Here is a 14,558-nt window from a genome sequence, read left to right as displayed (position 1 = left end):
GGGGGGGGGGGTGCTTAAAAGTATAAACATTTGTTTATGTGTATAATGTGCCTGTTTTTACGTCTTGCTGATGATTAGACTTGTATTTACTCAGAGTTGAGCGCTCGCGTCCAACTTGCTACAAATTGCTAAGAAGAAGGTATTTGTAATATCCTATTAGAAATTTGTTATTACATTATAACCTTGCTATGATTAGCTTTTTTGTAAGCCAAAAATTAAAACGCAAACATTTAATCCAAGACGTTCCTACAAGAAGAGGGGTATTATGCGTCTAAACAAAATTCTACTAAAACGTGCTGTGGCAGCATTCGCCGCTGCGTGCACACTCGGCACCTGCTGCATTGCCGGCTCAGTCGCCTGGGCTAAAGACGATGCTACTGCAGAAGCAAACACTGCTAACATTAATCCAGACACAGCTGTTTCTTTGTCTATTCACAAGTACCAGGGTACTCAAGGTATAACTAATTCTGGCGGCTCTGAAATAAAAAAACCCGCAGAAGATAATACGCTGAAAGACAAGAAACCTGTTGAAGGCGTTGAATTCACGCTTTACAAGGTTCAAAAAGACGGACAGGATATTGATTTATCCAAGTCAGCGGGCTGGAAAGAAATTAGCGTAATTAATGATAAGGCAAACCCTTCTGATTACCTTAAGAAGGATGACAAAGATACTACTAAAGGTCACGTGTTTACCAAGACAAAGCTAGCTTCTGGCAAAACTAATGCTGCAGGCTTAGTGAAGTTTGTTAAGACCGCTAGCGATCCTGCCGTTTCCGGAGAAGTTGCAGCCGCAGACTTGGCGCAGTCTCTTTACCTTGTTGAAGAAACCGACACAGATGGCGCAAAGATTGATGGTGCGCATGTTACGGTTACTGGTCGCGTAGATCCGTTCTTCGTAACTTTGCCATTAGCAAATTCAACAACTAATACCTGGATTTACGACGTTCACGTGTATCCAAAGAACGATACAACAAATCAGGTGCCAACAAAGACAGCTAGTGACCCAACTCGTATGGATATAGTTGCTGATTCCGGCGAAAATAAGACAGATGGCACTCGTATCACTTGGAAGATCGCTATTCCACTTCCATCACCAGCTAAAGGTCAAGCGTACGATGCTATTGGCTTTAGCGATAAGTTAGCTAAAGGCTTGACTTTCGATAAAGTTCAGAACGTTCAGCTTGTGAAGTACACCACAGATGGAAAACCAGTTACTACTGGTACTGGTAATACAGAGAAGCTCGAAAATACTACTACAGATACTTATTACACAGTCACACCGCCTCCTGAAGGTAATAAACAAGTGCTTACGTTCGACTTAACTAAGACTGGTACAAACAACGGCTTAGCCAAGGCTTACACTTTCTATTCCGCTGCTAAGAAAGATGGTCAGATTGCTAAGCTCGAGGCTGAGGTTGTTACTAAGGTTGGCAAAGATGTGACGGACGTAAAGAACATCGCCAACACTTGGGCTGATAACAACAAGACTGGTAACAAAGACAATCCTTGCGATCCTGGCACGGCGCATACTGAGGACACTGATCCTTGCAAGACTGCGCCATCAGATACCTCTTATTACGGCACATTGAAGGTCACAAAGCAAGACAAGGACAACAACCAGCCTTTGGATGGTGCAAAGTTCGATGTGTACGAAATTACTGGTAACACAAAGAAAGACGCTGTAAAGTCTGTCGAAAATTCCAGCGGTATCTACAGCTTCAAGGGAGATAAGGGCGCTGCTATTACCAGTACAAAGGTCGGAAGTTCTTTGGAAACAAAGAAAAAGACCGAAGGAACGACAACAACTCACGGTACTGACTCCGTAAAGTTGTTCGTCAGGAAGCAGAGCGATAAAAATACCACGAGCAAGACCTATTGCATCGTGGAAACTGACGCTCCAGCAGGTTACGACCTATACACTAAGCCGGTTTGCTACGACCTCGTAGAAGATAGTGCAACGACTGCGAATACAGCAAATACTCAAACCGTTAAAGATATGAAGTCAACTCCAATGAGCAAGATCGTCGGCGCCTTGCCTATGACTGGTGCTCGCGGCTTGGTGATTTTGACGCTTTGCGGCATCATCGGCATCGCTGGTACGTTCTTCTACATCGTGTTGAAGCGTCGCAAGGAACAAGAGCAGGCATAAGACTCGCTCGGTCGGTTGAGTGACTTGGTTGCGCAACCGTTTTGAGTGGTCTTATTAGTAGTGAGAGATAGGAATTGCTTGTCGAGCAATATAAAAGCGGAGCGATAGTAATAATCATCGTTGATGAATAACTATTTCCGCAAAAAAGTAAGCAAAAAACTAAACTTAACCACCTGTCCATTAGACCAAATGAGGTATAGGAGCGTAGCGCTGCGAGATAAGTAATTCCTATCTCTCACAGCCACATCAGAAAGCACGCCAGCGAATTTCCCGGCAAATGTTCCACAAAATGGCCAACGCAGCTACAAAACCCGGAGAATCCCCCGGCAAATGTTCCACAAAACAACCAAAGCGCTCGCGCAGCGCTTTGACCGAGCTTGAAATCATAGGGATTTCAAGCTCCTTCAAAGCGTGATTTGGCTCAATTGTGAAGCACGGGGTGCTTCACATGCCAAATCAGCCGAACGGCTACCAATAGCCGTGAGGAATAAACGCTCGCTACGAAACTCGCGTTGTAAGTCCACTGGACTTCCAACTTAAGCGAGTTTCCGCTCCGAATTGCCTTCGCGCGCTAAACCGCAGCGCTCAGGCAGGTCGTCGCGCGCGAACGCTTTCATGAGGATTTACTAACATGTTTAGGTTTTTTGAGAGTCGCATTGTGGCGGTTAAGCCAGATCGACGCGATTATCGTGGGGAACACGGTCATCGCGATAATCAAGCTTATCCAAACGCAGACGACACCAACCCTCAAACAACCAAAACAACCAAAAAAGCCAGCACCACCCGCACCACCACCAAAAAGTGGCGCTTTTCGAAATCGTGCATAGTCCCGACGCTGCTGTTGCTTGCGTCGTTTGCGTCGCTTATTTATCCGCACGCTGCCATGTGGCTGAGTCAGTATCACATGTCGGAGGTTGCAGCCGAGTACGCGAAGCTTATTACGCATGCGGTTCCGGCTCCGCACGAGCAGTTGGACCGCGCGCGCGAGTATAACAGCAAGCTTTCGTCGGGCGCTATTTACGAGGCGAACACGAACATTCCGACTTCGCACGGCGCCACGTCGGATGCTAGCCAGGATTACTGGGAGCAGTTGAAGGCGAACGACGACGGACTGATGGCGCGCTTGAAGATTAAGAAGATTGATCTTGATTTGCCGGTGTACCACGGTACGGAAGATGACACGTTGCTTAAGGGCCTCGGTCACTTGCGCGGCACGTCGCTTCCGGTGGGCGGCAAGGGCACGCGTTCGGTTATAACCGGGCATCGTGGTCTTGCTAGTGCGGAAATGTTTACGCGTCTCGATGAAATCGTTAAGGGTGATACTTTTACGATTGAGGTTTTCGACGAGGTGCTCACTTATAAGGTGATTGAAAAGATCGTTGTGAACCCGGATGAGACGAAGAAGATTGCGGCCGTTCCTGGTAAGGATTTGATGACGCTGATTACGTGTACGCCGCTTGGCATTAACACGCAGCGCATTTTGGTGACGGGCGAGCGCATTATACCGACGCCTGCGGCGGATGAGGCTAATCGTGGTAAGAAGCCGGATGTGCCGAGGTTCCCGTGGTGGATTGTGGGCTGCTTCGGAAGCCTGTGTGTGGTTGGCGGCTACATTTGGTGGGCCGGTTTGCCGGTTAAGAAGAAAAAGAAGGAGGATAAGGAAGCTAAGGAAGCTGGCGAGGCTGGTGACGGTAGCGCGACTGACGGCGTTGTTACGGAAAGCAGTGCGGAAAGTAGCGCGGAAAGTCTTGAGAAAACAGGGGAAGAAACCAGAGAAAGCGTAGAAGAAAGCGTAGAAGAAGAAGGCGAGAAAGAAAGAAGCGTAGAAGAAGGCGAGAAAGAAGGGGAAGACGCCGATTTAGCTGACACTGGTCTTACGAATGGTGACGTTGCGTATACAGGGTTGGCTGCGTTGGTTAGGGGAGCTGGAAGCGTTGCTTCGAAGGTTGATGCTGGTGATGCTGTGTTGCGTGAGGATGCGCATGCTGCGACGAGTGAGATAGGTGCGACGAGTGCGATAGCCGCAATTAGTAGCACAGATCTTGCGCGCGAGGAAGCTAGGGCGATTGCGAATCGGCCGAAAAAGCGTCCGAAGGTGATGAAGTCCGGCTCGCGACGGCGACGGAACAGTGGTTCGAATGTGACGACGCAAACATTGACGCAAACGTCGGAGCAGGCGGCGTCAAGTGGAGGCTTGACAAAGCGAATCGCACGGCATCGCGAAAAGACGTTTGATTGGATTATGAGCATACTCGGCTTGTGAGCGTGTGAGCGTCTGAGCGTGCGAGCGTGCGCGAATCGAATAACTTAACGAACAACTTAACGAACAACCGAACGAACAACCGAACGAATAACTGAACGAATAACTGAACGAATAACTGAACGAATAACTGAATATGCAAGTAAACGGTGCTGCAGGATTCTGCGGCGACGCAAACGAGCGCGAGTTCGCGGCTTGATTTAGGGAGTTCCCCTACATTTAGCATCGGAATCGCAAATAAACTTAGGTGGAAACGATGAAGAGTATCTGGACGATTATGCTAAACGTTCTTGCGTGCATTGGTGGGGCGATGCTGCGCATAGTGCGTGAGGCGGGCAAGTGCATGCTTGCGATGTGGCGTACTGTGAGTCGCGGTGTCCCTGCGGCGGAGTGCGTGCCTGCGTTGCTGCGTGCGTTGCGTCGTGCTGTCCCTGCGTTGCTGCGTGCGTTGCGTCGTGCGGTGTATCGTGCGTTCAAGACGGTTCTCGTTTGCGCAGTCGCAGCGGCGATGTGGCTGCCTGTTTGCTTAACTGCCGAAACTGCGGTTGCGGCGAATAGCGCTAATACATCTTCTGAGACTTCCGCTAAGGCTGCTGGCGCGTCTGCAAATCCTTCCGCAAATTCTGCTGCAAATCCTTCCGCAAATTCTGCTGCAAATCCTTCTGCTGGCGATTCTTCCGTTTCTGCAGATTCCAACCTTTCTGCGTTACAAGATTCCAGCAATTCAACCGCGTTTGTTACTCGCGAAAATCCGTTTGCTAAAGATTCCGCGCCTTCCGCCCCCTACGCCCCAAGTTCCTTGTATTCTTCAAGCTCAAATCTTTCTTCGAATCCGCTGCTTAATGCGTTTAGGTTGCTTAAAAGTCGCGGTTCGTCCTCTCTTGAGCGCGCCGCCAAAGAAGCGCAAGCTCAAGCACAAAACCGCGAGGCGCAAGAACGCAGTGGTGAGCGCGATTCTTACGAAGTGTATCATCCTGGCTGCGGTAAGGATTATGCTCGCGGCGAATGCTTTACTGTCGAAGGCGATGGTGCTGGCGCTCGTGCTACAAACGGCCACGATTTAGATGTAAACGCTAAAGGTTACATGCACAATTCTGGAACAGTAAACGGTGCTGTTGATTATCCTCGTGGACATTATGAGAATGGCCCTGTGCCTGAAGATCCTTCCGGAACTAACCACTTTGGTAAAACGTACTTCACGCCGTACCCTAGAGGCACGTATATTATGAAGCGTTTGCGTGATATGACTATTGACCCGCAAGGTAAGGGCATGGATGTGTATAAGTTACCTTTGGATGATGTTGCAGACTTCGTGTTCGTAAAGCGCACGCCTAAGCTTTCCGGCGGCGGCTTCGTGTGGGATATAATTTTCAACATGGGTGGCCGCACGCAAAGTGCAGCTGGTGCTCTTAACTACTTTACGGTTCCAAAAGGTCAGATTTTGGACAAGGGTAGCGAAGGTGGAAGGCAGTACATTCAGCGAGTCCTGTACACGGGTAGGGAAGAAACTGCAATGTACAAAAAGGAGGTAAAGCATATTGCCAACCCTCCTCGCGAAACCTGCTCCTTCTCTTGGGATAATCCTAACGGTTTGTGCAGCAAGGAAGTGAAGAGTAGCGATTTTGCTCCGGGTGATGATCTTACCGCAGCTTGGGATAAGATGAGCGGCAGTGACGACAGTCAAAACGGAAACTATTCTAGACTTCTTCCTAAATCCATAAGTAGTGAAGACTTAAATAGCGATAAAGTTATTGGTACTTGCCGAGATGGATCAGGTTTAGTTTGCATTAGTTCTTCGAGTTATGCGGCTCCGGATGATGGCTTCCACAAGATTGCACCTAAGACAGAAGGTAGTTACGGGCGAGGATACTCTCCTGCGTACATGGCTATTGTAAAAAATCTTTACAAGTCTATAGCAACTGATACTCAGCGCGTCTTTAGTTTTGTGAATGAAGTTAAGTATAATAAGAAAGCTCGCGATTATGAAGTTCCTTACACTTATAAGATTCATTTCACTACCAGTACTCAGCCTGGGCATGAGAACGATTCGTTCTTCTACGCTGCAGGATCTTACTACGGCAGAAGGGATACTAGTGCTTTTTACGGTATAACTGATCCGTTTGGGAATAATTCTAAGTATTCGTTAATAAGTTTTGGCCGTAATCGTGGTAAGTATATGTATACCTCTATGTACCAGCAGTGGTATGGTGCGCCGCGAATTATGGATGTTCAGGCGCCAAGGTGGCACTTCCTTAAGGGAACTGGTTTGGGGCCGTATAACAGCAATAATGGTAACTACCTTTCTAATTACGGTATTACGTTCTCAAGTGTTCTTCTGAATTTAGTAAATAAGCCTTTATATGATTCTCCTGCTATTCAAGTGAATGATAATATTCGTCTGCTCCCAGATTATTATTCTCCTAATAACGGTTACGCTCGAGGCAATCAGTGGTTCCGTACTCCTGGTGTGGGGGATCACAATACTGTTGATTCAACGCCTGGAAGGCATAAGCTGCAACTAAAGTACAGTAACGATTATTATCGCATTAGCGAAACGCAGGATTTGTGGTATAGGATTATTACGCAAACGGACGTGTTTAAGCCTTTGCAAACCGAGGAGTGGATTGACGATGAAACAAGTCCAACTGCTCCAAAGTATTACAATTACGATAAGCCGCTTCCGAATCCTAAGACTTTCGTGCAATTTGTGAAGAATAGGGCGCATTTATACAAGCAGGTAATGGCTTTTGATCCTAACTTGTTCCTTCCTGTCAATACGAATATGTACGGCACTAACTATAAGTATGGTTCCGTACGGCAAGATTCTGGCAAAACTACGGCGTATCCTATCGACGAAACTTACAAAACTTCTAAAGAAAATGACGCTAACGATAATCTTCTTAAAAACGCTGTGTACAACGTTGAATGGACCGACCAATGGGGTGAGCAGTCTCGTAAAAACACGTTGGAAGATGCGGATGTAAAAATTGCTGCAAAAGTGCCTGTTGTAAGTGTGCTAAATCCTTGCGCTCACTCTAAGATTTTGGACGAGCATAAGGATGAAATGAATAGGGATAGGTCCGCATCTAACGGTGATAGGTCCGCTGTTGACGCAAGCATGCGTTCGGCTAATACTGAGCGGTCTGCGGACGTTGAAAACCGTGACGCTGCAACGTCTGCGTGCTGGCCTACTCCTCAGGATGCTACGAAACGCAATATTTGGTATATAAGTAACGCTCCAAAAAATGCAAAGCAGGGGGATGAATTAACAGACGCAGACAAGAAGGATGTTATAAAGAAAATCAATAGGCAGTACGGCACTTGGATGCGCAACAAGTATAGTGCGCAGTTGCAGACCCAGGCTAATGGCGAGCCTGTAGAACCTACAGTTTTGCCAAAGGTTGTGTTTGTAAAGTATGCGAAGATTACGTTCTGGGATAACTCAACTACTGTTATACCTGTTGTGTTTGCTTACGTTGACTATGAGGATCCAAAGCTTGATGTAAAAGTGAGCGTAAATAATGGCGATGCTGAAGAAGTGCCAGAAGATGGTATGAGAATTGCTGTTGGAAGCAAAATTAAGTTCTTGGTTAAGGGTCATGACGATACGAAAATACTTCTTGGCGTTATGAAGCAGGATACGGTTAAGAAGTATGTTGGAGATAAGTTCCGTGACGACTTCAAGATGATTAATGACCCTAAGGTTGACGAAGACGATGACCCTGATCATAAAGGTGGCGGCCACTTTAAGACCATACAATACGACGATTTTAATCATGGTAGTAGTATGCCTCACACTGATAAAGATCAAGAAGGCTGGCTTCTAAAGAAAGATTTGGAAAACAATAGTCGAGCTCAAGGCTCGCCTACGGTTGGAGAACAGGATCAATCTGACGGTATTCACGATCTTATATTCCACGGTTGGGATGCTGCAGGAAACTCAGTGTTTAAGAAGATTAGGCTGATTATTGTTTCTAAAGATTACGGTTTGCCAAACGTTTGGTGGGATAAGCGCACGAAGGAAGTTGGCAATAACGTAGATAAAAACGGACGTAGGGACACGAGTAAAGACTATAAGTATTATGTTGGGCGCGTAAAGCCGTGGGATGGTGATAAGCGCGTTCGCTCGATTATGGTGAGAATTTGGCCGCGCGGTAAAAACAAGCCTGTAGTTGACCCTGTACTAAGTAAAAAGCATAAGAGTTTTGATGAAAAGTGTCCTTCAGATGGTAGCTGCTACGGCATTATTATTCAGAGAGACGGCTTAGGAAAGCCGTGGCATCAGGTGAATACTGATGGTATAGGCAATAAGCCGAAGCTGGTAGGTTCTCGACGCGCTAGGTCGGTTGATGAGGATAGGGCTGCTTTAGAGGACAGAGATTCAGCTGGAGATAAAGCGGCCGACGGCAAGTCGGCTGACGGCAAGGATAAAGATAAATCTAAAGCTGGCGGCAAGGAGAAAGCTGACGACAAATCGACTGGCGGTAAGGCTGCTGATGGTAAGGCTGCTGGCGGCAAGGCGAAAGTTGACAACAAAGCTAAAGCTGATAACGAAGCTAAAGCTGATAGCGAAAAAACTGATAATGCCAAATCTGGGGAGAACTCTACCCAAAATCAGCAAAAGCCGAAGGAACAGCAGCCGCAAAAGCAGCAGAATCAGTCGCAAAATCAGCAAAAGCAAGAAAATAAGCAGGAACAGCAGATTCCGCAGAATCAAGCTAACAACAAGCCTGCTTCTTTGAAGATTTCTAAAGAACTTAAGAAGAACGCTAAGAATAAGACAGCTAAGAAGCGCAATGTTTCTGGAAGGCGCGGTAAAGTAAGGTTTGCTGTTCTTAAGGAAAACGAAAACAAGAGCACTGATAGCAAGCTTGAAAATAAGCAGAGTGCTGATCAGAAGACCGATCAGAAGCCAAGCGAAAACGCTGCAAATTCTGAAAACGCTGCAAATTCTGAAGCCAAGAATGTTCCAAATAAGAACGATGCAAATAAGAATGTTCCAAATAATGGCAACGAAAAGCAGAACAAAGCAGGCGATTCTAATGCGCCTGAAGAGGGAAATAAAGACGCTGAAAAACAGGATCGAGATGCTGAAGACGATCGCGCTGCAAGAAATCCAAGTGATGAGAAGTTCAAAGAAAAGTACTCTAAGCGAGTGATTACTGATCTAAAAGGCAAGATTCCTGGTTGTGACCCGGCAAAAGCACCGGACGGAAGCTGCGAAATTACGTTCGACCCACAAACCGGCGATATTACGATTCCGGAATACTTTGCGGAAATTGGCTCCAGAATTTATGTGGATGCAGGCATAACGGGAGACACGGCAAAAGCTATGGACGAGGTTAAAACCAGCCTTTGGCAACTCACCGGAGTTTCGGAAGAATCCGACCCACTTCCGTTGAAAATTACATGGCCAAATGGCTTAGTGCAAGTAAGCCCGTACGAGTTAAACGACGCAGAAAAGGGAGCATTGCTTACTTGGATGCGTCACGACCCTAAGAATTACAGGCTTTTTGTCTACCGCGAGGAAGAAATCGGCATTAAAGGCGAAGATAAGTACGATACTTATAACGAGTACGATAAGTCTAGTAGTAAATTCACTTACGCTCAAGGAGATGGTAAACCTAAGTATTCTTGCAAGGCTGAGGGTAAGCATAGTAGCGACTTGCAGTGGAAGCTGTGCCTAGACGGAGTTATGGGACCCCGTACAATCACTAAAGAAATAAAAGATATTCCTAATATGGATTATTCGAGGAAAAAGCTTGTTTTTAAAAAGCTAGAAACAAGCGATAAAACTGAGCTGAACCCTGTTATGAATAAGGTGACGCGCTTCGTAGACATGCGCAAGGATTATACGTGGGAACTTAAAGGTACAAAGGTTGATGGAAGGGAAAGTGACCCGGGCCTCGAAATGCGAGGAAACCAACAATACGGTACGCAGTATTTAGTGTACAAGTGGAATATCAACACGGGTAAAAGGCTTAACACGGATGCTGTGCTTGATTTAATTAAAGGCGTGCCAAAAGCTCAAGATCCAAATAAGCCGCAACCTTCGCTTAGCAAAGTTCTTGACGGTTCGAAGAATAAGCACGATATTTTGTATGGTTCAGGCGGTAACGCAGGCTGGGACGATGATTTGCCAATACGCGGATTGGGTTTTGGTTATGCTCCTAATGATGGTACGTGTACTACAGACTGGTACGACAATAATGGAAAATGCCAGTGGGAAAACGTGCTTGATTTAGTTAAGTATACCCCGGATGAGCATGGTGGAAATTTTGGTTCTTTTGCAGACGACGTTGATGTGAACATGATTGATGGGACTGAAGTTCCTATTACGGATAAGCTAATAGACGCCGGGACAAAAGATGAGCGTAGCCAGTACACAATTCGTAAAGACTTCCTTATGCCTGGAGGAAAGTATTTTAACGGTCAAGCAGATAACGAAAACATTGGCGACATTATAACCGAGAATAAAGGCGTTAATTCGGTGAACGATTACGATAATGTGCCATATGTGCCCGGAGAAGGTGATCAGAAAGCTGCAGAAAGATACTTCAACAAGCGACCATTTATGCACGCGCAACTGTTCGTGCGTAACGGCATAGTAATGAACGATCTGCTACTGAGAAATAATGATTTTGATAAAAATGATGTAATACAGGACGTTACCACGAACGTAATTAACGTGTGGTTCGTGCCTGTGGATGGCAAAAAGCCGACGATTAGTGCGAAGAAGTATGACAAAAACGGTAAGCCGTGGAATATTCATGGCGATTGCCTGCACAACAATGGTAGTGGTAGTACTATGAGTTGTGGACTCAGAAGTGACGATTCTATCGATTTGGACAGAGTATGGTATAACCCGGCTTATACGAGTGATAAATACGGTAACGTAGATAATGCTACTATACATTTAATTGATAATTTGAAGCTGGATGATGACTTCAATGCGTACGACAAGACTATACAGCCTGAATCAAAATATGAGAACGGTGAATCGAAACCAAGAGAGGGTAAATCAAGTAAAGTTCTTGAAGATAATTTGCGCGTGAAAATTCTCGTTTGCAAGAGCACGGGCGGTGATAGTTACAATTGCGACGGGGCTAAGAGTCTCGAGTTTGTTAAACGTGGAAAAGAGTATATTAAATCGCTTCAAAGGTTTATTGAATCTAACAGAGGCAATAAGCCTGGGGACACTATATTCAAGATGGTTGCTTCAACTACAGATAGCGCCGGTAAAAATAGCGATGAAACTGCTGTAGGATGCTTCAGAGTAACGTGGAAAGAAGCGCCGGGGCCTAGCGTAGTTGCGTACGATGGAAATACGCACGAAAAGCCAACTACTGAGAAAAATTGGCTTTATCAAAATGAAGGAGCTAATACTTCAGAGTTAAATAATGGAGTATTGGTACAGCCGTCACAGCAAATGTATGGTCGTGAGTATGCTGCAAAACGAATGGTTATTTACTTCCATCCTAGGAAGGAATACATCGTTGCGGCCAGCAGTGCAAATGGAAGCACAAACGGAAATGCCAGCGGAAGTACCGGTGGAAGTAATGAACAGTCCTACGACATTGGTAAAAAAATTGCATTGTGCTTGACGCCGAAAGGTATTTATAAATACTGGCTGCTGTGCGATGGGTACGATCCTGCAAAAGAAATAAGAGGATGGTATGATGAAGCCAAGTATGATACAAAAGGTCCTGGTATATACATTAATCCGTCTAATGGTGATGTTCGCTTCACGCCTAATTACTTGGAACCGGGCAGCGTAGTCCGAGCGCGCAGCCGTACAGGTTGGTATGCAGGGCCGTGGTCCCCAATGCCAGGTTTACGCGACGTTGAAGACTCTGACGACAACCAAGACGCCAGAACTGGTGAAAAATCAGGCAAAGTGCGTTCAATAGGTAGGGATCGTGGCGCGGATAACACGGTGGAGCTTGCTAAACAAGAGGATGATGATAACGTCCTGCCAATGGAATTGGCAAAAGAAAAACCAAGCGAAGTGTGCAGGCCAGATAATGTTTCTGTAGACAAATGGTTTGGCGGCCATCATCCTTCCGACTGCGTGTACTTCGGCGTAGCCATGCACAGGCGTATTGTGCAAGTGCACCCAATGCTGCTAAGCGGCGACGAAAAGCACGCAATTAAAACCGAATTACACAAAGAAAACGGAAGCGGAAACTGGATTAAAAGCGATAGCGAAGTCACTTCAAACGATGAAATAACGTTAAGCCCAGGCCAAGCAATGGTGACGTTCAAGGAAAACGACTACGATACTAGCCATAATCCACACGTAGCTAAGCCGAACAACTTCCCTGAAGATAACTACGGAGGCAGAGCCGGGAATATACAAGACGTAGCCGTATTGACGCGCGGTTGGCGAAGCCGCATACTCGTGCCGCTGCCTAGAATCAAGCAGATTACGCGATTTGCTCGACTTCGTGCGCCTGAAAACGTTGACAATACGTACGGCGATAAAGATAGCGCAGCCGACTATTTGGTGACGTGGGATTCAGAGCATCCGTACGTTAATAATCGAAAAGACGACCCAGGATTTAAGCTGTCTCCAGACGGAAAATCGCTGTTCTATCTATTCAACCTAGGCACTAAAGCGCCGTTTACGCTTAACGACCTGCAGTCGGGAATTGTGCTGAAACCAAATACTGCAAGACTTGAAAAAGAGTGCGGTAATGGTTACAACTTGTACGACTGCCAGCCGTCACTGCGCGAAGTAAAAGGTAGCAGCAAGGTTGATGGTGAGTATAAAGAAAACAACGTTACTGTTGGCCAAAACGGTTACAAGATGATTGAGAACAACTTCTACGTGTACACGCCGGACGGTGGCGGTGCTGGCGATACTGGCGGAAGTGGCGGTGCTGGCGGTGCTGGCGGTGCTGGTGGTGCTGGTGGTAACGGCGCTCCTGGCGGTGATAGTGAGCATAACACTTCGCACTTAACGTCATACGTAAACATTATCGACATGACTTCTGCTAATTGGAGAGGTAACGGTACAGGCCTCAGCGGTAGCGGATTTGACAAGATTGCTGGTGGCGAAGGCATAACTTACGAAGACAACGGTAATAGAGATGAAGTCAGCTTCAATGGCATAGCTGCGTGGGGTAGCTCTGGAGCTATTGCAACAGGCAAAGACAAGTTCCATATTACAAAGAACGATAAGGTGTTTGCTGCTCCGCAAAGCACTCAGCTGATGACTCTAGGTGATAGCTGGGTGAATAAGACGCTGCTCAACACGCGCGGACGAGATAAAGCCAAGTACAACGCGGAAGGTGACAGCACCGACGAAGCAGCAATGCGCGTATACGTAATACCTGTTGATAACGTTGGACCAACTGTTGCTGCAACTGCAGGATCGCTTCTCAGCGGTCACACGGATGCTAATAATCCTTACGTTGTAGCAATGGATGAGAATGACTACTCTAAGCTCACGGTTGAGGGTAATCCTTTGGAATACGACAAGGACGGAAAAGTTTCGAAGTCGGAAAGCAAGGATAAAAATAAGACTTTGTTTGCGGATGTTCACGACGACTACGATAGCTTCTCTAGACTCGGTGACCTTAGCTTGTATGCGTGCAAAGTTAAGAAGTTTGGTGGCGAAACCGATTTTGGCACTTGCAAGTCGATAATGAGCAATGGCTCCGTAGATGCTGCGACGTTCAAGACGTTAAAGGATGCAAAGGCTGCTGACGGTGGCGGAGTTGAGTACGCTTTGTACGGACGTGCAAAAGATAAGTCCGATAATGAGAGTGACGGCTTTGGTGATAACGATAACAGAGGCCACTTAGTCGGATACTTCAGCTTCGGATACTTAGTGCGTCCGGTTCCTCTGCCGTTCACGGGCGGCCAGGCTGCAATATGGTTCAGCTTCATGTTCGGCGTGCTGTTTGCGCTGTTCTTAGCATCCGGCGCGTTCGGTAGGCGCGGATGGCTTGGCTCGGTGCTTAGCGGTTACGGATTTGGCTCGCTTACAGACAGCAAGCACTGCGACGCTTCGGTTGAAGCGCTTCGAAGCGGCAAGCTGTTCAAGTGGCTTCGACTGTGATGAATAAGTTGTGCTTTGACCGAGCTTGAAATCCCAATGATTTCAAGCTCCTTCAAAGCGCTCGTGCGAGCGTTTTCACGCTT

The 14,558-nt window shown here is 46.7% G+C and carries 3 protein-coding genes and 1 pseudogene; 3 read left to right on the top strand and 1 reads right to left on the bottom strand.

The features are described 5' to 3' along the window. The first annotated feature begins 265 nt into the window (after positions 1 to 265). On the top strand, positions 266 to 2,149 hold the full coding sequence (locus AXE77_RS02695; RefSeq protein ID WP_116711985.1) for a SpaH/EbpB family LPXTG-anchored major pilin: 1,884 nt from the start codon (positions 266 to 268) through the stop codon (positions 2,147 to 2,149). A 246-nt stretch (positions 2,150 to 2,395) separates the two neighbouring features. On the opposite strand, the gene AXE77_RS06620 is transcribed toward AXE77_RS02695, so the two are convergent. Next, positions 2,396 to 2,536 carry a hypothetical protein gene (locus AXE77_RS06620; protein WP_165846031.1) on the bottom strand — a complete coding sequence of 47 codons (141 nt, stop codon included), beginning with the start codon at positions 2,534 to 2,536 and terminating at the stop codon, positions 2,396 to 2,398. Between the two features lie 244 nt (positions 2,537 to 2,780). Between AXE77_RS06620 and AXE77_RS02690 the strand changes: the two are divergent. Both AXE77_RS02690 and AXE77_RS02680 read left to right on the top strand, forming a co-directional pair. Further along, positions 2,781 to 3,842, top strand: a pseudogene (locus AXE77_RS02690) (class C sortase); the annotation flags it as partial. Between the two features lie 823 nt (positions 3,843 to 4,665). Continuing rightward, positions 4,666 to 14,475 carry a cell envelope integrity TolA family protein gene (locus AXE77_RS02680; RefSeq protein WP_116711984.1) on the top strand — a complete coding sequence of 3,270 codons (9,810 nt, stop codon included), beginning with the start codon at positions 4,666 to 4,668 and terminating at the stop codon, positions 14,473 to 14,475. Positions 14,476 to 14,558: the final 83 nt, after the last annotated feature.

Source organism: Gardnerella massiliensis (assembly GCF_003408845.1).
Taxonomy (GTDB): domain Bacteria; phylum Actinomycetota; class Actinomycetes; order Actinomycetales; family Bifidobacteriaceae; genus Bifidobacterium; species Bifidobacterium vaginale_H.
This window is presented reverse-complemented; position numbering and strand designations above follow the sequence as displayed.